Source organism: Ruegeria sp. SCSIO 43209 (assembly GCF_019904295.1).
Lineage (GTDB): Bacteria > Pseudomonadota > Alphaproteobacteria > Rhodobacterales > Rhodobacteraceae > Ruegeria.
The window spans coordinates 3090446-3109606 of the sequence record NZ_CP065359.1 but is presented as its reverse complement, the minus strand read 5'-3'; the positions used below and the strand labels follow the sequence as shown (position 1 = coordinate 3109606).

Annotated in this window: 19 protein-coding genes; 13 read left to right on the top strand and 6 right to left on the bottom strand. The window is 58.3% G+C overall.

Features of this window, described 5'->3' with window-relative positions:
- Window positions 1-42 precede the first annotated feature (42 nt).
- Both I5192_RS15625 and I5192_RS15620 read left to right on the top strand, forming a co-directional pair.
- Complete coding sequence (locus I5192_RS15625; RefSeq protein WP_223117236.1) at window positions 43-2256, top strand: response regulator; 2214 nt, start codon at window positions 43-45, stop codon at window positions 2254-2256.
- A gap of 9 nt (window positions 2257-2265) precedes the next feature.
- The gene (locus I5192_RS15620) at window positions 2266-2727 is read left to right on the top strand and encodes a VOC family protein (protein ID WP_170394950.1); all 462 of its coding nucleotides are present in this window, start codon (window positions 2266-2268) and stop codon (window positions 2725-2727) included.
- Here I5192_RS15620 and yaaA read toward each other — a convergent pair.
- The 3 genes from yaaA to I5192_RS15605 all read right to left on the bottom strand — a co-directional run bounded on the left by yaaA (window position 2718) and on the right by I5192_RS15605 (window position 5927).
- The gene (gene yaaA / locus I5192_RS15615) at window positions 2718-3488 is read right to left on the bottom strand and encodes a peroxide stress protein YaaA (protein ID WP_223117235.1); all 771 of its coding nucleotides are present in this window, start codon (window positions 3486-3488) and stop codon (window positions 2718-2720) included. The genes I5192_RS15620 and yaaA overlap by 10 nt on opposite strands.
- A 33-nt stretch (window positions 3489-3521) precedes the next feature.
- Window positions 3522-5561 (bottom strand): DNA helicase RecQ, encoded by a 2040-nt coding sequence (gene recQ, locus I5192_RS15610; RefSeq protein WP_223117234.1) that lies wholly within the window; start codon window positions 5559-5561, stop codon window positions 3522-3524.
- Between the two features lie 78 nt (window positions 5562-5639).
- On the bottom strand, window positions 5640-5927 hold the full coding sequence (locus I5192_RS15605) for a YggT family protein (protein WP_170394943.1): 288 nt from the start codon (window positions 5925-5927) through the stop codon (window positions 5640-5642).
- Window positions 5928-6060: 133 nt separating this feature from the next.
- Between I5192_RS15605 and I5192_RS15600 the strand changes: the two genes are divergently transcribed.
- The 10 genes from I5192_RS15600 (at window position 6061) to smpB (ending at window position 14210) form a co-directional block, all read left to right on the top strand.
- Window positions 6061-7428, top strand: a complete 1368-nt coding sequence (locus I5192_RS15600; protein ID WP_170394940.1) for an MFS transporter — start codon at window positions 6061-6063, stop codon at window positions 7426-7428.
- Window positions 7425-8288: a penicillin-insensitive murein endopeptidase gene (mepA, locus tag I5192_RS15595; RefSeq protein WP_170394937.1), complete on the top strand. Its 864-nt coding sequence runs from the start codon at window positions 7425-7427 to the stop codon at window positions 8286-8288. The genes I5192_RS15600 and mepA overlap by 4 nt, the downstream gene beginning before the upstream one ends.
- Window positions 8261-9145 carry an esterase-like activity of phytase family protein gene (locus I5192_RS15590; RefSeq protein WP_170394933.1) on the top strand — a complete coding sequence of 295 codons (885 nt, stop codon included), beginning with the start codon at window positions 8261-8263 and terminating at the stop codon, window positions 9143-9145. The genes mepA and I5192_RS15590 overlap by 28 nt, the downstream gene beginning before the upstream one ends.
- A gap of 91 nt (window positions 9146-9236) precedes the next feature.
- Entirely contained in the window at window positions 9237-9884 is a 648-nt protein-coding gene (locus tag I5192_RS15585; protein ID WP_170394930.1) for a queuosine precursor transporter, read from the top strand.
- A 263-nt stretch (window positions 9885-10147) separates the two neighbouring features.
- The gene (arfB, locus tag I5192_RS15580) at window positions 10148-10567 is read left to right on the top strand and encodes an alternative ribosome rescue aminoacyl-tRNA hydrolase ArfB (RefSeq protein ID WP_170394928.1); all 420 of its coding nucleotides are present in this window, start codon (window positions 10148-10150) and stop codon (window positions 10565-10567) included.
- 60 nt (window positions 10568-10627) lie between these two features.
- Window positions 10628-11374, top strand: a complete 747-nt coding sequence (locus tag I5192_RS15575) for an SDR family oxidoreductase (protein ID WP_170608920.1) — start codon at window positions 10628-10630, stop codon at window positions 11372-11374.
- Window positions 11375-11456: 82 nt separating this feature from the next.
- Window positions 11457-12470: a P1 family peptidase gene (locus I5192_RS15570; protein ID WP_223117233.1), complete on the top strand. Its 1014-nt coding sequence runs from the start codon at window positions 11457-11459 to the stop codon at window positions 12468-12470.
- Window positions 12471-12582: 112 nt separating this feature from the next.
- On the top strand, window positions 12583-12996 hold the full coding sequence (locus I5192_RS15565) for a cytochrome c family protein (protein ID WP_170394920.1): 414 nt from the start codon (window positions 12583-12585) through the stop codon (window positions 12994-12996).
- A 144-nt stretch (window positions 12997-13140) separates the two neighbouring features.
- Window positions 13141-13683 carry an isopentenyl-diphosphate Delta-isomerase gene (idi, locus tag I5192_RS15560; protein WP_170394917.1) on the top strand — a complete coding sequence of 181 codons (543 nt, stop codon included), beginning with the start codon at window positions 13141-13143 and terminating at the stop codon, window positions 13681-13683.
- A gap of 44 nt (window positions 13684-13727) precedes the next feature.
- Window positions 13728-14210, top strand: coding sequence for an SsrA-binding protein SmpB (smpB, locus tag I5192_RS15555; protein WP_170394914.1), 483 nt, complete (start codon window positions 13728-13730; stop codon window positions 14208-14210).
- Here the strand turns inward: smpB and glpK are convergent.
- From glpK to panB, 3 genes are all read right to left on the bottom strand, one after another.
- Window positions 14207-15685 carry a glycerol kinase GlpK gene (gene glpK, locus I5192_RS15550; RefSeq protein ID WP_170626739.1) on the bottom strand — a complete coding sequence of 493 codons (1479 nt, stop codon included), beginning with the start codon at window positions 15683-15685 and terminating at the stop codon, window positions 14207-14209. The genes smpB and glpK overlap by 4 nt on opposite strands.
- Window positions 15686-15755: 70 nt before the next feature.
- A complete protein-coding gene (gene panC, locus I5192_RS15545; protein ID WP_223117232.1) occupies window positions 15756-16607 on the bottom strand; it encodes a pantoate--beta-alanine ligase in 852 nt (283 codons plus the stop codon).
- Complete coding sequence (gene panB / locus I5192_RS15540; protein ID WP_223117231.1) at window positions 16604-17443, bottom strand: 3-methyl-2-oxobutanoate hydroxymethyltransferase; 840 nt, start codon at window positions 17441-17443, stop codon at window positions 16604-16606. The genes panC and panB overlap by 4 nt, the downstream gene beginning before the upstream one ends.
- Window positions 17444-17614: 171 nt before the next feature.
- Here panB and I5192_RS15535 point away from each other — a divergent pair, with 171 nt between their 5' ends.
- Window positions 17615-19102 (top strand): ABC transporter substrate-binding protein, encoded by a 1488-nt coding sequence (locus tag I5192_RS15535; RefSeq protein ID WP_170408558.1) that lies wholly within the window; start codon window positions 17615-17617, stop codon window positions 19100-19102.
- The last annotated feature ends 59 nt before the right edge of the window (window positions 19103-19161 follow it).

Genomic DNA, 19161 nt, shown 5'->3' with positions numbered 1-19161 from the left:
CTACCGCGATGCTCTGAGCAGATTATCGCGGGAAAACTTTACATGAGTCTTGCTGAGAAACTGGCGCAGGAACGGCGCGCACGACTGGCGGCCGAGCGGTTGTTGCATCTGAAACAGGCCGAGTTGTCTGCTGCCAACCGCAAATTGGGACGCCATGCTATCGCATTGACACGTCAGATCGATGAGACTCAGGCCGAGGTTGCGACGGTTCGCGATGAAAACGAAAAGGTCAAATCCGATCTGACCGTAGCCAATGCCAAGATCGAAGTGGCTGAACGCCGCCTGTGGCATTCGATCCAGACCATCCCTGACGGGTTTGCCTTTTTCGACGGCAACAACACACTGATCGGTGCCAACGCCGCTTACCTAAGCGTTTTCGATGGGCTGGAAGAGGTCGCGCCGGGGATCAGCTACACGCGTATTCTCGAAATTCTGACCCATGAAGGGATCGTGGACATCGGCGCGGAAAATATCGCGGACTGGCAGGCGCGTATGCTTGCACGCTGGGCGCAACCGCACCCCGAACCCGAGGTGATCCAGTTGTGGAACAGCCAATATATCCGGCTGATTGATCAGCGGGGCCACGGCGGTGACGTGCTGAGCCTGGCGTTGAACATCACAGCCTCGGTCCGGCATGAGGCCGAGCTAAACGCTGCACGTGAACGGGCCGAGGCCGCAAACCGCGCCAAATCCGCCTTTCTGGCCAATATGAGCCATGAGATTCGCACGCCGATGAACGGGATCGTCGGTATGACCGAACTGCTGACCGAAACCCCGATGAACGAAGAACAAAGGCTCTATGTAAGCACAATTCGCAATTCGGGCGAGGCTTTGCTGGTCATCATCAACGATGTTCTCGACTATTCCAAGATCGAGGCCGACAAGTTGACGCTGCACCCCGAACAGTTCGATTTGGAGCGCTGTATCCTTGAGGTCGCGATGCTGTTGCAACCCAGCGTACGCGACAAGGGCCTGACCTTGCTGGTGGACTATGACCTGTTCCTGCCGACGCTTTTTGTGGGTGATCCGGGGCGGATTCGGCAGATTCTGACCAACCTTGTCGGCAATGCAGTGAAGTTTACCGCGCAGGGCCATGTCCTTATCCGGGTGACCGGTGTTCCTGACGCGACAACTGAAACCTGCGACATCCACGTGGCCATCGAGGATACGGGTATCGGAATCAAAGCCGACAAGGTCCCGCACATCTTTGGTGAATTCAATCAGGTTGAGGATGCCCAGAACCGCCAATTCGAAGGCACGGGTTTGGGGCTGGCAATCACCAAGCGGCTGATCTCGATGATGGGCGGTGCCGTCTGGGTCGAAAGCGACGCGGGCAAAGGATCTTGCTTTGGTTTCCGTATCACACTGCCCACGGCCGAAGGTCCGCAGCCCGTTCCGCCCGATCTGGCGGGGCAGTTGGGCCAGGTTCTGGTGGTCGAGGATATGGCCGTCAACCGCGCCATTCTGACCAAACAACTGAGCCGCCTTGGGTCTCAGGCGCTCACCCGTTCAACAGGGGCTGAAGCGCTTTCTGCAATGGACAAAACTATTGATCTGGTGCTGTGCGATCACGATCTGCCGGACATGGACGGTCTGGAACTCGCCACAACACTGCGCGACAAAGGATGGGGTGATCTGCCAATTGTGGTGATGTCGGCCAATCCGGGTGTGATTCATGCCGACCCGGCCCATCGCCTGATTGACGGCGTGTTGCAAAAGCCCATTCCTCGCGCCGAGCTGTATTCACGGCTGATGGCGCTGGGTGCTCCTGTATTCAAGTCGGATCGCAGTGACGACTGCGTCGCTGATCCCGAGACTCATGCGCAAGTTCCGCAGAATCAGAGGCTGATGCGGGTTCTGGCAGCCGAGGACAATCGAACCAATCAACTGATCCTTCAAAAGATGACCAAAGATCTGAAGATCGATTTGAAATTCGTCTCCAATGGGTTGGAGGCGATCGAAACCTTCGCCAGTTTCGACCCGGACCTGATTTTCATGGATATCTCGATGCCCAAGATGGATGGGAAAGAGGCGACGGGTGAAATCCGGCGGCGCGAGATCGGAACGGATCGACATGTTCCCATAGTGGCCCTGACGGCCCATGCCATGACAGGGGATGATGAGGGCATACTGGCAGCCGGGCTTGATCATTATCTGACCAAACCGTTGCACAAGAAACTGATCCACAAGATGATACTGGAACATCGTCCAGCCGATGCCCAATTGGTCGGTGCAGAAGGTGAAAGTACGGAATAGGATCGATTTATGTCAGATGAGCGCGGTTTTCGCCCCCGGGGATTGGGTGAGATTGCAATTCGCTGCGCCGATATGGCGGCAATGGTGTATTTCTATGAGAAGGTGATAGGGTTGCAGCGATTGCAAGGCGACCATAACAGCGCCATCACCTTTTTTCGGATTGCCGAAGGGTTTGGTGGACATACACAGGTGCTGGCCCTGTTTCACCAGTCTGTTGGCTCTGAGCGTGGATCGGGCCAGACTGGCGCGGCAGTGCCAGTAACAGGGGGCGCCTCGGCCCTGCACCATATCGCGCTGTCGCTGCCCTTTGTCGAACAGGATGCTGTCATGCGCTGGTACGACCAGATCGACCAGCCTTATCGGGTCGAGCATTTTGGCTGGATCGGCTGGCGCGGTATCTTCACCCAAGACCCCGAAGGGAACACCGTTGAGCTTGTAGCCTACGACTCTTCACTGCTCGATCAGGCCTGATAGGGGCGAACAAACACAGGTTTGTAGTCGTCAGACAGATCTGCCCTGTATTCATAACCACCGCTGTCGAAATCCAACAGGCCAATGGGATCGGTCAGGCGGTGCTGGATGATGTAGCGTGCCATCGCACCGCGCGCTTTCTTGGCGAAGAAGCTGACGATCTTGGGGGTGCCGCCCTTGTCCTCCATGAAGATCGGGGTCACAACGGGCAGCTTCAGTGCCTTCAGGTCGACCGCGCCGAAGTATTCCTGACTGGCGCAGTTCACCAGAACCTTGCTGTCAGTTTCGGCGGCCTGCGCGTTCAGCACCTTGCTTAGCTGATCGCGCCAATATTCGTACAGGTTTTTTCCGCGTCTGGTTTTCAGTTTACTACCCATCTCAAGCCGGTAGGCCTGTATGGCATCCAGCGGGCGCAATACGCCATAAAGCCCGGACAGAATGCGCAGGTGATCCTGTGCCCAGGCCATTTCGTCGGCATCCAGCGATGCGGCTTCAAGCCCTTGATAGGTATCGCCCGCAAACGCCAGTGCGGCAGGGCGCGTCGTCTCCGCATCGGGCGCGTCCGAGAACATACGATACCGGTCGCGGTTCAGGCGGGCCAAGTCGTCGCTCAGGTCCATCAGTTTTTTCAGATTGCCCAATGTCAGATTGCGTGCTGTCTTCGACAAGCGGATCGCGTCATCCTGAAAATCGGGTTGGGTTAATTCGACGTTTCGTTCTGCCCAATCCAGCCGCTTGGCCGGGGAAATCACTACCAGCATATCCGCCCTCGTTTCTCGCCTGCTCAGGCGTATCTAGCCCGCCTGTTGCAGCACGTCCAGAAACGCCGCGCCAAACCTTTCGTGACGACGGTCACCCAGAACCTGCTCCATCGCTCGTGGATCATCCGGGTGCAGTTGTGCCACTTTCGCCAATTGCGAGGCCGTGCAGCTTAGCGGTTTGTCGATCCCGTCGGGGCCACGCGACAATTGCGATTGAACCTCAAGCAACTGATCGTAAATGTCGCCCTGATTGCGGCCGGCAAGCTTGCGCCGCGCCGGGTGCAATTCTTCTACCGCGCCGGTCAGCACCTCAAGGAAAGTGGAACCATAGCGCTCCAGTTTCTTTGACCCAATACCGCTGATCCGCGCCATGTCGTCCAGATTTGCAGGTCGGGTTTCTGCCATCTCAATTAGGGTGCGATCAGGAAAAATAACATAAGCCGGGACCCGAGCGGCCTCGGCCAGTGCGCGCCGCTTGGCCTTGAGCGCCGAGAGCAGCGGCGCGTCTTCCTCGGACACCATCGCTTTGACAGCGGGTCGTCGGGTGGCTTTGCGGATGGTATCCTTGCGCAGATCGATCAACGCCTCACCTTTCAGGATGGGTTTGGCGGTTTCTGTCATACGCAGCGCGCCGTGGCGTTCAGGGTCGGGGCGCACCAAATCATGGCCCATCATCTGCCTGAAGATCGCTTGCCATTGCGGGCGCGACCAGTCCTTGCCGATGCCGTAGGTGGACAGATTGTCGTGTCGCCGTGCGCGAATTTTATCGGTCTCGTTGGCAAGCAGAATGTCGATCAGATGACCTGCGCCGAACCATTCCTCGGTGCGTAGCATGGCGGACAGAGCCATGCGGACGGGCGTTGTGCCGTCGAAGACTTCGGGCGGGTTGTCGCAGAGATCGCACTTGCCGCAGGGTTCAGCCTGTTCCCCAAAATACCCCAGCAAGGTCTGGCGGCGGCATTTCAGTGCTTCGGCCAATCCCAGCAGCGCGTTAAGACGCGCATGATCCGCCATGCGCCGTTCAGGTGGGGCCAGTCCTTCGTCGATCTGTGAGCGTCGTAGTCGGATATCGTCAGGCCCGAACAGGGTCAGGGTCTCGGCTGGTCCACCATCGCGTCCGGCGCGACCGATTTCTTGATAATAGGCCTCGATCGATTTCGGCAAATCCGCATGGGCGACCCAGCGGATGTCCGGCTTGTCGATACCCATGCCAAAGGCGACCGTAGCGACGACAATCAGCCCGTCCTCGCGCGCAAAGCGAGCTTCCACGATGCGGCGATCCTCGGCCTCCATCCCGCCGTGATAGTGGCAGGCCGTGTGACCTTCGGCGCGCAGGGCTTGCGCCAGCACCTCGGTCTTGTTGCGGGTCCCGCAATAGACGATGCCGGATTGGGTTTTACGCGCGGCAGCGAAATCGAGGATCTGTTTGCGCGGTCCATCCTTGGCGGCAAAAGCCAGATGGATATTGGGCCTGTCGAACCCCCGCAGGAACTTGCGCGGCTCAACACCGTCGAACAGTTTTTCGACGATCTCGTCCTGCGTTTCCGCATCCGCTGTCGCGGTGAACGCGGCGAGGGGAACATTCAAAGCGCGCCGCAGCTTTCCGATCCGCAGATAATCAGGGCGGAAATCGTGGCCCCATTGGCTGACACAATGGGCCTCATCCACCGCGATCAGATTGACGTTGATCCTGCGCAGCATCCCCAGCGCCGACCCGGCGGCCAGACGCTCGGGCGCCATATACAGAAGCTTGAGCCGCCCAGCCTCTAATGCGTCCCACACCGCATCAGTTTCTTCGGGGGTGTTGCCCGAGGTGAGCGCGCCCGCCTCGACACCGGCTTCCTGCAGCCCACGCACCTGATCGCGCATCAAGGCGATCAGCGGAGAGATCACAACAGTCACGCCGTCTCGCAGCAACGCAGGTAATTGGAAACATAAGGACTTGCCCCCACCAGTGGGCATGATCGCCAGCACGTTTTCACCTGCGGTCACGGCGTCGACGATCTCTTCCTGACCGGGGCGGAAGTCGTCGAATCCGAAAACGTCTCGCAACAAGGGTGCGGAGTCGAACATGCGACGGAGGGTCCTGTTTTATGGTTTATCTGCTCTTAAGACAGGACCATCACATACTAAGATTCGGTGAACAAGAGGTCAGTAGAAATAGACCGCGTTGTTGATCAGGATGATCCGCAACGCATAGACTCCGATCAGCACCACCAGAGGGGTCAGATCCAGACCGCCCATGGCGGGCAGAATGCGGCGAATGGGGCCGTAGATCGGCTCTAACAAACGGTTCAGTCCGTACCAGATTTGCGCCACCAGTTGCTGGTGCAGGTTCAGCACCTGGAAGTTGATCAGCCAGCTCATGATCACATGGGCAAGGATGATGAACCAGACAATGTCCAGGATCAGCAGAAGGATTTGGATCAGCGACAGCATGGGCACTCCGTTCGTCAATTGTCCTGAGACCTAAGCGTCACAGCCGCAAAGAGCAAGTGCGCCCCAACAGAACGCTTGCGAATTGACCCAAAGCCCCGTCTTATGATCGCAACAATAATAATATGGGGCAGAGATGGCGGAGATTTCCAAGCGTAAGCGCATCTGGGGCTGGTGGTTTTTCGACTGGGCCAGCCAGCCGTTCCATACACTGCTGGTGACCTTTGTCTTTGGCCCCTATTTCGCCGGGGTGGCGGCTCAATACTATGCGAATACCGGATTAGACACCGATGCTGCGGCGGCGCAGGCGCAGACCGTCTGGGCGAATTGCCTGACCATAACTGGGCTGATCATCGCGTTCGGAGCGCCCCTGTTGGGCGCGATGGCGGATGTTTCGGGTCGGCGCATCCCGTGGATTCTCGGGTTTTCGGTGATGTACGCGGTGGGGTCTGCCGCGTTGTGGTACACGATGCCCGATGGCTCGAACATGTGGTTGATGCTGTCGGCTTTTGGTCTGGGCTTTGTGGGCGCAGAATATGCACTGATCTTCATCAACTCTCAGCTGCCCGATCTGGGTGACGATAGAGAAGTGGGCGAGATTTCAGGTTCGGGCTTCGCCTTCGGCTATTTCGGAGGCCTGCTGTCGCTGGCCATCATGCTGGCGCTGTTTGTTGAACAGCCCAACGGCAAGACCTTGATTGGTATGGATCCGTTGTTCGGGCTGGATGCGGCAACGCGTGAAGGGACGCGGTTTGTCGGCCCCTTCACCGCTGGATGGTTCGTGTTGTTCATGGTGCCGTATTTCCTGTGGGTTCGGGATGATCCTGAGACCAACAAACAGGGTAGCGTGGGTGAGGCGCTGCGCTTGCTGGGCAAGTCCGTGGCGGCTTTGCGTCACCGGGTCAGTCTGGCGACCTATCTGGGGTCGTCGATGTTCTATCGCGACGCGTTGAACGGGCTATACAGTTTCGGAGGCGTCTACGCGCGGTTGGTGCTTGAATGGGACCTGATAAAAATCGGCGTATTTGGAATCGTCAGCGTTCTGGCCTCGGCCATCTTTGCGTGGATCGGGGGCAAGATGGATCGCAAGTACGGCCCTAAACCGGTGATATTGGTTGCGATTTGGGTTCTGATCTTTGTCTGCGTAACGGTTGTGTCGATGGATCGAACACAGATCTACGGAATTTCATTACCCGTAGGCTCGGGCCTGCCGGACATGGCGTTCTTCGGGTGCGGAGTTCTGATCGGCGGCATGGGAGGTATTCTGCAATCCGCCAGCCGTTCAATGATGGTACGCCATACTGATCCCGCCACCCCGGTCGAGAGTTTTGGGCTGTACGGGCTTTCGGGTCGGGCGACCGCCTTTGCAGCGCCGCTATTGATCGGAATAGCAACAGCAGCAACCGGTAGTGCAAGACTGGGGGTGTCACCGATCATTCTGTTGTTTATTCTGGGCCTAGTCCTGATGCGCTGGGTGAAACCGGAAGGGGATCAGAGCAGATGATTTTACTACGTTTTTTGGCCGTTCTGGCCGCAATAGCACTGGCAGGCGTGGCTACCGCACAGCCCTTGGCCAAACAGTTATTCGGAGCCCAGAAGGTTGGGTCGCAGCAAAAATCTGCCGCATTCGGCAGTTATTCGCGCGGGTGCGCCGCCGGGTCGGTGCAACTCCCTGAAACCGGGCCAACTTGGCAAGCCATGCGCCTGTCGCGCAATCGCAATTGGGGGCATCCTCAGGCGATCGACTATGTGCAGGATCTCAGCCGGTTTGCCGCGAAACAACCGGGGTGGAATGGTCTCTATATCGGGGATATCAGCCAACCGCGGGGTGGGCCGATGACCTCGGGCCATCGTTCGCACCAGTTGGGTTTGGATATCGATATCTGGATGCTGCCGGGCGATAACATGCGCCTAAGCCGCAAAGCACGCGAGAATATCTCGTCTATATCCTTGCGCCGCGCGAACGGCGCGTATGTAAACGGCAACTGGACCAAGCAGCACCATGCGGTATTGCGCGAAGCCGCCAAGGACAAGCGCGTTGCCCGGATCTTCGTATTCCCGGGTGCAAAGGTGCAGATGTGCAATGACGAGAAGGGCAACAAAGCCTATCTGCGCAAGATCCGGCCATGGTGGGGACATCACTATCATTTCCACGTGCGGCTGAAATGCCCGAAAGGATCGAAAGGCTGTGTAAATCAGGACCCGCCACCCAAGGGTGATGGTTGCGCCGAGGCGCAGCAATGGGTGCGCAATATTCTGAACCCACCGCCACCTGATCCAAATGCGCCGCCGCCCAAGAAACGTCGTGAATATCGAATGGCGGACCTTCCCCAGCAATGCGCCGCAGTCTTGCAATCCAACTGATTGTTGCAACGCTGTTGGCCAGTGCCGTTTCGGCAGTTGGTACCAGCCCGGCAACGCTTCTAGCCCGATTTGACTGGAACAACAGTGCCGGTTGGTTTGGCGGGTTCTCGGCCCTTCATTTGTCGGAAAACGGCCGGCAAATGATCGTGCTCGGCGACCGGTCGAGGCTTGTGACCGCGCGGATCAACCGGGATGGAGACCAAATCAGGAATATCCAGATACTGAGATACGGACCCATCTTCTCGAGCAAAGGGCGCAGCCTGAGCGGTCGGGCAGGGGATTCCGAAGGGATCGCTGTCGCTCCGGATGGGAGCCTATATATCTCGTTCGAAGGTGTGCACCGAGTGGTCCATTATTCCACACCGGGGGCCAAAGCCAAGGTATTGCCCCGCCCGGAGGCTTTTCATGATTTAGAGCGCAATGGCTCGTTCGAAGCATTGGCGATCGATGATCGGGGCAGGCTTTACACCCTGACCGAGAAATCCCGCACCGCAGACGGTAAAATCCTCGTCTATCGGTGGGATGGCCACCACTGGACAAGGCCGTTTGTTTTGCCGCCGAGTGGAAGGTTCCTGCCGGTTGCGGCAGATTTTGGGCCCGATGGGCGTTTGTATGTGTTAGAGCGCGCGGTGTCATTTTTCGGCTTCCGCTCGCGACTGCGGCGCTGGGTGATCGCAGATGATGCACCCGTGTCACAAGAGATTCTGTTCGAAACCAGCACCGGGACGCATGACAATCTCGAGGGCCTTTCTGTCTGGCGCGATGTGCAGGGGCGGCTGCGCGCAACGATGATTTCCGACGACAACTTCTTCTTTCTGCAACGCACTGAATTGGTCGAATACTTGCTGCCTGATTGACAGGCGGCAGACAAAGGTCTAAACGCACGGCCTGCCTCGGGATGAGCCTGGGGCCAAGTCGCCGCTACCTTGTCAAAACGGGCATCTGAAAATGCAACGCAGCTTTATTCCCGGCATCCTTGCCATGGCCTCGATCGTCGTGGCCTCAAACATCCTGGTCCAGTTCCTGATCCTTGACGGCCTGTTGACCTGGGGTGCCTTCACCTATCCGTTGGCCTTTCTGGTCACCGACATCATGAACCGCGTCTACGGCGTGGGTCCGGCCCGCAAGGTCGTATTCGCCGGATTTGTCACCGGTATCATCTGCTCGCTGATCGGCAGCCAGATCATGCTGCAGGGTGACGGCTTCACCTATGCCGCCGTGCCGCTGCGCATCGCAGTCGCTTCGGGCACCGCCTTCCTGATCGCGCAATTGACCGACGTCACTGTGTTCAACTCACTGCGTGGTGGCCGCTGGTGGCGCGCGCCGCTGGTGTCGACACTGGTCGGTTCAGCGCTGGACACCGCGATCTTCTTTACGCTGGCGTTCTCGGCCTCGGTTACCGTCTTTGGTGCCAATGCAGACGCTGCGATCAACTGGGCGTGGGAGCCTGTGCCCTTCATGCTGTCCGGCCCGATGGCCCCGCTGTGGGTGACGCTGGCCTTCGCTGACTGGCTGGTGAAACTGTCGCTGGCACTAATCGCCCTGATTCCGTTCAAGGTGATCGTCGCCCGTCTGACCGCTGCACAGCCTGCGTAAAAAAGTTCTTTGAGATTGGCACAACTTGTGTCACGCTCCTTGTTAACCGCAACAGATAGAAAAGGAGGTGATCCAGTGTCGAGAAAGAGATTGGAGAGAGGTGTTGGAACAACCGGGGGGATCGCCTGTTAAGGCAGCCCTTGGCGGAGCGCTCGCTCCGGCTGGTCGATTGATCTAACCGACCCAACCTCCTGAACTTTCGAAGGGCCGTCCCGCCGGGGCGGCCCTTTTTGTTTTCAACTGCGCCCTGTAAGGTCCGATCCATGTTGCGCATCACCGACGATATCGCCCTGCAAGACTGGGAAATGACCGAAAGCTTCGTGCGGTCCTCTGGTCCGGGTGGGCAGAACGTCAACAAGGTCTCCACCGCCGTTGAGCTGCGGTTCGAGGCCGCGCGCTCACCCTCCTTGCCTGATCCGGTCAAGACACGTTTGAAACGGCTGGCCGGACGTCGCTGGACCAAGGACGGCGCCATCATCATTCAATGTGAAGAAACACGGTCTCAGGCCCGCAACCGCGACATCGCGCGCGCCCGGTTGGCTGAACTGATCACGCGGGCTTTGGTCAATCCCAAGCGCAGGATCGCGACCAAACCCACTTATGGTTCGGTCAAGCGAAGGCTTGCTGCTAAGAAAGCCCGCGCGGATGTCAAAGCCCTGCGAGGCAAAGTGTCCGAAGATTGATCTGGCAGTTTCGCTGCACGTTGCTACTCTGCCGGTGCAAGACGCAGGGGAGGTAAAGCCATGAGGCTTGAGGGAAAAACCGCCATCGTAACCGGCGGCGCATCCGGGTTCGGCGCTGGGATTGCGCAAAAGTTCCTGACCGAAGGCGCCCGCGTGATGATCGCAGATATCAATGGCGAAGCGGCTTCCGACATGGCGTCTGCGGTCGGCACGAATGCCATCGCACAGCACGTTGACGTCTCGGATGCGGCATCGGTTCAGGCCATGGCACATGCGGTGTCGGAAGAATTTGGACGACTGGATATTCTGGTGAATAATGCGGGCGTAACGCACCTGCCGACCCCATTGGAGGACGTCAGCGAAGATGATTTCGACCGCGTTTTCGCCGTGAACATGAAATCCGTCTACCTGACCGCGCGCGCCTTTGTTCCGCAGATGAAGACACACGGCGCGGGGGCGATCCTGAACGTGGCCTCGACCGCGGGTCTGTCACCGCGCCCCAATCTGAACTGGTACAACGCCTCCAAAGGCTGGATGATCACCGCGACCAAGACGATGGCCGTTGAACTCGCCCCCTCGGGCGTGCGCGTCAACGCGATCTGCCCGGTGGCGGGCGAAACACCGCTGCTGAAATCCTTCATGGGCGAAGACACTCCGGAAATCCGCGCCAAATTCCTGTCAACGATCCCGCTTGGTCGCTTCTCAACGCCCGAAGACATGGCAAACGCCGCCTGTTTCCTCTGCTCGGACGAGGCCAGCATGATCACCGGCACAGCCCTCGAAGTGGACGGAGGCCGATGCATCTGATCCGCCCTTCATCTGGTCATAAATATCTCCGCCGGAGACAGCGCGCGCCAGCGCACTTTCCGGCTCAACATTCGAGACGAAGATGAACCCTGGACCCAGAAACCTGATCACTGATGTCCCTGGCCTGAAAGTCGGTCACGCGCAGGATGAGACGCTTAAATCAGGCACAACTGTCCTGACGGCGGACGACCCGTTCACAGCTTCGGTTCATGTGATGGGCGGCGCCCCCGGCACGCGTGAGACCGACCTACTGGCGGTCGACAAAACTGTTGATCGGGTCGACGCGATTGCTTTGTCCGGCGGCTCGGCCTTTGGACTGGATGCGTGCTCGGGCGTTTCAGACGCATTGCGCGCTCAGGGGCGCGGATTTCAGGTCGGTTCGGCCGTCGTGCCCATCGTGCCGGGCGCGATTCTGTTCGATCTACTCAATGGTGGAGATAAGAACTGGACCGAAAATCCTTATCGCGATCTGGGGAAGTCTGCGTATTTGACCGCCTCACCAGAATTTGAACTGGGCTCGGTGGGGGCTGGTACCGGCGCATTGGCCGCGATGCACAAGGGTGGCTTAGGCTCGGCTTCGTTAAAGCTTGAGGGTGGCGTAACCGTCGGCGCGCTGGTGGCGGCCAATCCGCTTGGCAGCGTAACCACACCGGGTGATCGGCATTTTTGGGCTGCGCCGTTTGAGATCGATGACGAGTTCGGTGGATTGGGGCCAGACCCGGCCTCGGGCCTTGGTTCCTCTCTTGTCAGCCGCAAGGCGCAAATGATGCATTCTGCTCCGCCAGATCGCGCAAACACCACGATTGCTATAGTTGCAACTGATGCAGCGCTGACCAAACCGCAATGCCAGCGTCTGGCGGTAGCAGCCCATGATGGCATCGCCCGCGCCATCGTGCCTGCGCACACGCCTGGCGATGGGGATCTGGTATTCGGTCTCAGCACCTGCGCGCGCACGGTTGGCCCCGAGGCTATGGCGATGATCGGCCATGCGGCCTCGATCTGTCTTGCGCGCGCGATTGCACGGGCTATCTATCTGGCTTCCCCCCGCACTGGCGACCTGCTGCCCTGCTGGTCGCAGTTACATGACTTCGGTTAAGTACGACACCGATCGCCTGTGACACAGTGCCGTCGCGCGGCAATCTGCGCGTTGACTCTCTGCTGTGCCAGCGATCCATTCGGTGCAGCCAATTCATATCGGAGCAAAAGCTATGAATCGTATCCTTGCCACCGCAATTGCCGGTCTGCTGGCCCTTCCTGTCTATGCAGAAGGTGATGCCGAAGCGGGTAAGAAGACCTTCAATAAATGTAAATCCTGTCACATGATTGCTGACCCTGCGGGTGAAGTTATCGTTAAGGGCGGTAAGACGGGTCCGAACCTGTACGGAATCGCAGGCCGCACCGCCGGCACTGAAGAAGGCTTCAGATACGGCGACAGCATCGTGGCCGCGGGCGAAAATGGGCTGGTCTGGGATGAAGAGACTTTCGTGGCCTACGCCCAAGACCCCAAAGCATTCTTGAAAGACTATTTGGGGGAAACCTCGGCAAAGTCGAAAATGACCTTCAAGCTGAAGAAAGGCGCCGAAGACGTTTACGCCTATATCGTGAGCGTTTCGGGAGAGTAACTCCGCCAACAGGTTTACAGACGAACTTCGAAATGCCGCAGCCCCTGCGGCCTTTCGTGCGATTGATTGACATTGTAATCAGCGCCACTTTGGGGAAAACCGGTAAGGCCATGTGCACCGGAGATCGCCAACAGGAGACGACAGATGGGAATCTTGATCCCGGCTTGGGTTGAGGGCGAACTGACACCCGTCGACAAGCTGGAGGCGCATGAAAAGGGGCTGCGACACAAGGCTGTGTCCGTGTTTGCCGTGCGCGGGACCGAGATATTGCTGCAACGCCGGGCGATGGGCAAATACCACACGCCGGGTCTATGGGCGAATACCTGTTGTACGCATCCGGATTGGGACGAAAGCGCTTCGCATTGTGCCGTCCGGCGCCTACGCGAAGAATTGGGCATCACCGGGCTCTATCCCGAATACCGGCATCGATTAGAGTATCATGCCGATGTCGGCAACGGAATGGTCGAGAACGAGGTGGTCGATGTCTTTCTGGCCCATGTGCGTGGAGCCTTGAAAATCGAGCCTAACCCGGAAGAAGTGATGGATATCCGCTGGGTCGATTACCACGATCTGCTGGCCGAGGTGAAACGGCATCCCGACCGTTTTACCCCGTGGCTCAAGATTTATCTGCACAATCACGCTGACACGATATTTGGACCTGACCTGATAATCTCGGCCAATTCATAACCCTGCCTTGCAAGGCGGACGCAAGCGGCATACATCAACGCGCCATGGCCAAGCAGAAGCAGAACACTGACCCGAATTACAAAGTGATCGCCGAAAACCGGCGTGCGCGCTTCGATTATGCGATCGAAGACGATCTCGAATGCGGTATTGTCCTGGAAGGGTCCGAGGTCAAATCCCTGCGTGCCGGTGGGTCGAACATTGCTGAAAGCTATGCGTCGGTTGATGACGGAGAGCTATGGCTGATCAACAGCTATATCGCGCCCTATGAGCAGGCCAAGGTCTTCAAACATGAAGAACGCCGCCGCCGTAAACTGCTGGTGTCACGCAAGGAACTGTCGAACCTGTGGAACGCGACCCAACGCAAAGGCATGACGCTGGTGCCGCTGGTGCTTTATTTTAATCACAAGGGTCGGGCGAAGCTGAAGATCGGCATCGCCAAAGGTAAGAAGCTGCACGACAAGCGCGAAACGCAGGCCAAGCGCGACTGGTCACGGCAGAAACAGCGCTTGATGAAGGACCACAGTTAGAACGCCATGGCCGCCTGAACCGCGCGTTGCCAGCGTGCATAGGCCGCGTCTCGGTCAGCTACGGGTTTTGCAGGCTCAAACCGCCGGTCCAGATCCCAGGTTTCGGCGAATCCGGCCTGATCCGGGTAGACACCCGCTTTCATGCCCGCCAGCCATGCGGCACCAAGCGCGGTGGTTTCCTGCATCACCGGGCGGTCGACCGGGGCGCCCAGAATGTCGGAAAGCCCCTGCATGGCCCAGTCCGAGGCGCTCATTCCGCCGTCGACGCGCAGGATCACGTCAGTCTCTGCGCCCCAATCGCCCTGCATGGCGTGCCACAGGTCGCGGGTCTGGAACGCGATGCTTTCCAGCGTGGCGCGCGTGATTTCGGCGCGGCCTGAATTGCGAGTCAGGCCAAAGATTGCGCCCCGGCAATCGGGTTTCCAATAAGGCGCGCCCAGCCCAGTAAAGGCAGGGACGAGAACAACGTGCTGGTTTGGATCCGCTTTGGCGGCCAGTTCACCGCTTTGCGGTGCGGTTTCGATGATTTGCAACGCATCGCGCAGCCATTGCACCGCCGCACCGGCAATGAAAATCGAGCCTTCAAGCGCATAGGTTTTCTGCCCGTCCAACTGATAGGCAATTGTCGTTAGCAGCCGGTTTTTCGACTCAACTGGCTGCGTACCGGTGTTGAGTAGTGCGAAACAGCCCGTGCCATAGGTGGATTTCATCATGCCCGGCTGGAAACAGGCCTGTCCGATGGTGGCAGCTTGCTGATCCCCCGCCACGCCGAGAATTGGAATATTACCGCTAAACAGCGAGGTCGATCCGAAGTCTGCGGCGCAATCGCGCACGTCGGGCAACAAAGCTTGGGGGATGTCCAGCAAGTCGCAGATCTCGGTACTCCATTCCCCTTTGTGAATATCGAATAGCAATGTGCGGGCCGCATTGGTGGCGTCGGTGGCGTGCACGCGCCCTTCTGTCAGTCGCCAGATCAGGAAGGTATCGATTGTGCCGAACAGCAGCTCTCCGGCGGCAGCACGGTCGCGTGCGCCGGGGACGGTATCCAGCAACCATTTAACCTTGGTGCCCGAAAAATAAGGATCTAGCAGCAGACCGGTCTGGGCAGTTACGTCATCCTCGCATCCCGCTTTGCGAAGACGCTCGCAAATCTCAGCGGTGCGACGGTCCTGCCAGACGATTGCGTTGTGAATGGGGGCCCCAGTGGCGCGATCCCAGATGACAGTGGTTTCGCGTTGGTTGGTAATCCCGATACCAGCGATCTGTGCCGCGGATACACCTGTCGTTTGCATCACTTCACGGCAAACCGTCAGAACGCTGTCCCATATCTCCTCGGCATCATGCTCAACCCAGCCTTCCTGTGGGAAATGCTGTGTAAACTCGTGCTGCGCAGTGCCGACGCGCTGCATTTGCGCGTCGAACAGGATTGCACGAGACGATGTGGTGCCCTGATCGATTGCCAGAATATAGGTCATTCCTGCGCCCCTCCCGCTTTGGTTTTGCAGGACTTTAGCGCAAACACAACCAAACGTGCCAGAGGGGAAATCAGACCGGAGACACCGGTAGATTGTCGATCAGCCGCACGCCGTCGACCAAGGCTGCCGCAAACAGTCGTGCGGGTCGTTTGGCATGGGTCATAGGCTCCAGCTTTTCAGCGCAGCGTAGTTGCAGATACTCCACTTCGTTGAAGCCGGCGGCCAAAAGATCGGCCTGTGCCTGAGAAGCCAAAGCTTCGAATTCTTCGCCGCTTTCCAGCGCCTGAACAACTGCACGCATGATACGATGTTTTTCGGCTGCGATGGCCAGACCATCCTCGGATAGCCTTTGATTGCGCGAAGACATTGCGAGGCCCGAAGGTTCACGCACCGTGGGGCAACCAATCACCTCGATCGGTATATCGAGGTCGCGGGCCATCCGGCGGACGATCATAAGCTGCTGATAGTCTTTTTCCCCGAAATAGGCTCGATCCGCTTGCGTTTGCAGGAACAGCTTGGCGACAACTGTTGCCACACCATCGAAATGACCCGGGCGGAATTCTCCCTCCATCGCGTCGGTCAGACCCGAGACCGAGACTGTGGTGGCGAAGCCATCAGGGTAAATCTCATCCGGGTCGGGCACGTATATCGCATCGACGTTGTAAGGCGCGAGCTTTTTCGCGTCTTCTTGTTCGGTGCGCGGATAGTTGGCGAGGTCTTCGGGGTTGTTGAACTGCTTGGGGTTTACAAAGATCGTCACGATCACCCGGTCGCAAGCCGTCTTCGCGGCTTCGGCCAGCGACAGATGCCCCTGGTGCAGCGCACCCATGGTGGGGACAACTCCGATCACCTCACCATTCAGATGCCAATCACGGGTCAGAGCGCGCAAGTCTGCCAATCGACGCAGAATTGGCGCGGTCATGACTTGGGTCCTTTGACGGGTACGGCATCGGCAAAGACATGTTCGTGTGCCGGGAAGCTTCGCGCACGAACCTCGGCTGCGTATTCAGCAATGGCGGCTTCGGCCAGCGGGCCAAGATCAGCATAGCGTTTGACGAATTTCGGTTTGAAGGCGGTGAAAAATCCAAGCATATCGTCCACCACCAGAATTTGCCCGTCGCACCCGGCCGAGGCACCAATTCCGATTGTGGGGATCGCAATCTCAGCGGTAATCCGGTTGGCCAAACCCTGCGGAACTTTCTCTAACACGACCGAAAACGCGCCTGCTTCGGCGACTGCCCGGGCGTCGGTCAATACGGCATCGGCCTGTTCGTCGCGCCCTTGTACCTTATAGCCACCCAAAGTGTTTATCGACTGCGGTGTCAGGCCAATATGTGCCATCACCGGGATCCCGCGTTTGACCAGAAACCGGATGGTTTCAGCCATCTCGACGCCACCTTCCAGCTTAACCGCCCCAGCTCCTGTTTCCGACATCAGCCGGGCTGCGTTGCGGAATGCCTGAGCCGGGTCATGCTCGTAGCTGGCGAAAGGCATGTCGATCACCATCATTGCCTTGTCCAGACCACGGGCAACGGCCTGGCCGTGCATGATCATCATCTCCATCGTCACACCAAGGGTCGACGTCAACCCGTGCAACACCATGCCGACGCTGTCACCGACCAGAACGAAGTCACAATGCGCATCCATCAACTGCGCCATCGGTGTTGTGTAGGCGGTCAACGAGACCAGTGGATCAGTACCTTTCCGGGCGCGGATATCCTCGGCGTTCGGGGCTTTCTTGCGGGCGGTGGCGCTCATGCTCGCTCCTCGCAGGGTTCATGTTGCAGCGCGGCATAGCAGATGCGGCAGGCGCAAAGAAACCCCGGTTGCGCCAACAATTCCTTGATTGACCCCGGGTTTGCGAGGACATTGGTCGCAGATCGGCCCGAAAAAAGCAGGGCTAGCCAATTTCAGTGGGGAGAGATTTTCATGACAAAGCAGCGCTTTCGCTCGTTCGCGTCGGCCCTGGTCCTTGGCGCGGGCCTGTTTGCCACGCAGGCCATGGCCAAATCTGACATCACCATCGCCATGCAGCTTGAGCCACCGCATCTGGACCCGACCAGCGCTGCGGCGCAGGCTATCGATTCGGTTGTCTACACCAATATCTTCGAAGGCCTGACCCGGTTCATGGGGGATGGCTCGGTGGTGCCGGGGCTGGCCGAAAGCTGGGAAATCTCGGATGACGGTACCGTTTACACATTCAAGCTGCGCGACGGTGTGACATTTCACGATGGCACAACGATGGATGCCGAGGACGTCAAGTTCACCCTTGATCGCGCCACGGCAGAAGACAGCGCCAATGCGCAGAAGGCTTTGTTTGCGGGCATTAAAAGTGTCGAGGTGGTGGACCCCCTGACCGTTCAGGTGACGTTGAATGAGCCGAACGGGAACTTCCTTTTCAATCTCGCCTGGGGTGACGCGGTGATCGTTGCGCCCGAAAGCATCGAGAATATCAAGACCAATCCGGTTGGCACGGGGGCCTTCACCTTCTCTGACTGGCTGCAGGGTGACAGCATCATCCTGAATCGCAACCCCGACTATTGGGGCGAACAGCCCGCGTTAGAGACCGCAACGTTTAAGTTTATCTCGGATCCGACCGCCGCCTTCGCCGCCATGATGGCCGAGGATGTGGACGTGTTCGACAACTTCCCCGCACCCGAGAATCTGCCGCAGTTCGAGGCTGATCCGCGCTTTCAGGTTCTTGTCGGCTCGACCGAGGGGGAAACCATTCTGTCGACCAACAACAAACAAGCCCCGTTTGATGACATATTGGTCCGACAGGCATTGGCCCACGCGATTGACAGGCAGGCCATCATTGATGGGGCTATGTTCGGCTATGGCACACCCATCGGTACGCATTTTGCTCCGCATAACCCGGCTTACGTCGATTTGACCGGCAATTCGGCCTATGACCCGGAAAAAGCCAAGGCGCTGCTGGCCGAGGCCGGGTATCCCGATGGGTTCGAGACCACGCTGCACTTGCCGCCGCCTTCCTACGCCCGACGCGGGGGTGAAATCATCGCTGCGCAACTGGCCGATATTGGCATCACCGCCGAGATCATCAATGTGGAATGGGCGCAGTGGCTGGAAAGCGTGTTCAAGGGCAAGGAGTTTGGCCTGACCATCGTCAGCCATACCGAGCCGATGGATATCGGTATTTATGCCCGGCCCGACTATTACTTCCAATATGACAGCACCGACTTTCAGGCATTGATGGACACGCTGAATTCGACCACGGACCCTGATGAGCGCACACGTTTGCTGGGTGAGGCACAACGCTTGATTTCGACCGATTACGTCAACGGGTACCTGTTTCAACTTGCCAAGCTTGGCGTGGCCAAGGCCGGTGTTGAGGGGCTATGGGAAAACGCACCCACGGCAGCGATCGATCTGACCGGGATCAGTTGGTCCGAATAGATGAACAGAGTTGGACCGGGGCGATGGCCAGCGCCCCGGCGCGAACTGTTGCACCATGA

Excerpts from the sequence above, each read along its gene's own strand:
- I5192_RS15625 (WP_223117236.1), top strand. The coding sequence starts at position 43 with ATGAGTCTTGCTGAGAAACTGGCGCAGGAACGGCGCGCACGACTGGCG.
- I5192_RS15620 (WP_170394950.1), top strand. The coding sequence starts at position 2,266 with ATGTCAGATGAGCGCGGTTTTCGCCCCCGGGGATTGGGTGAGATTGCA.
- yaaA (WP_223117235.1), bottom strand. The coding sequence starts at position 3,488 with ATGCTGGTAGTGATTTCCCCGGCCAAGCGGCTGGATTGGGCAGAACGA.
- recQ (WP_223117234.1), bottom strand. The coding sequence starts at position 5,561 with ATGTTCGACTCCGCACCCTTGTTGCGAGACGTTTTCGGATTCGACGAC.
- I5192_RS15605 (WP_170394943.1), bottom strand. The coding sequence starts at position 5,927 with ATGCTGTCGCTGATCCAAATCCTTCTGCTGATCCTGGACATTGTCTGG.
- I5192_RS15600 (WP_170394940.1), top strand. The coding sequence starts at position 6,061 with ATGGCGGAGATTTCCAAGCGTAAGCGCATCTGGGGCTGGTGGTTTTTC.
- mepA (WP_170394937.1), top strand. The coding sequence starts at position 7,425 with ATGATTTTACTACGTTTTTTGGCCGTTCTGGCCGCAATAGCACTGGCA.
- I5192_RS15590 (WP_170394933.1), top strand. The coding sequence starts at position 8,261 with ATGCGCCGCAGTCTTGCAATCCAACTGATTGTTGCAACGCTGTTGGCC.
- I5192_RS15585 (WP_170394930.1), top strand. The coding sequence starts at position 9,237 with ATGCAACGCAGCTTTATTCCCGGCATCCTTGCCATGGCCTCGATCGTC.
- arfB (WP_170394928.1), top strand. The coding sequence starts at position 10,148 with ATGTTGCGCATCACCGACGATATCGCCCTGCAAGACTGGGAAATGACC.
- I5192_RS15575 (WP_170608920.1), top strand. The coding sequence starts at position 10,628 with ATGAGGCTTGAGGGAAAAACCGCCATCGTAACCGGCGGCGCATCCGGG.
- I5192_RS15570 (WP_223117233.1), top strand. The coding sequence starts at position 11,457 with ATGAACCCTGGACCCAGAAACCTGATCACTGATGTCCCTGGCCTGAAA.
- I5192_RS15565 (WP_170394920.1), top strand. The coding sequence starts at position 12,583 with ATGAATCGTATCCTTGCCACCGCAATTGCCGGTCTGCTGGCCCTTCCT.
- idi (WP_170394917.1), top strand. The coding sequence starts at position 13,141 with ATGGGAATCTTGATCCCGGCTTGGGTTGAGGGCGAACTGACACCCGTC.
- smpB (WP_170394914.1), top strand. The coding sequence starts at position 13,728 with ATGGCCAAGCAGAAGCAGAACACTGACCCGAATTACAAAGTGATCGCC.
- glpK (WP_170626739.1), bottom strand. The coding sequence starts at position 15,685 with ATGACCTATATTCTGGCAATCGATCAGGGCACCACATCGTCTCGTGCA.
- panC (WP_223117232.1), bottom strand. The coding sequence starts at position 16,607 with ATGACCGCGCCAATTCTGCGTCGATTGGCAGACTTGCGCGCTCTGACC.
- panB (WP_223117231.1), bottom strand. The coding sequence starts at position 17,443 with ATGAGCGCCACCGCCCGCAAGAAAGCCCCGAACGCCGAGGATATCCGC.
- I5192_RS15535 (WP_170408558.1), top strand. The coding sequence starts at position 17,615 with ATGACAAAGCAGCGCTTTCGCTCGTTCGCGTCGGCCCTGGTCCTTGGC.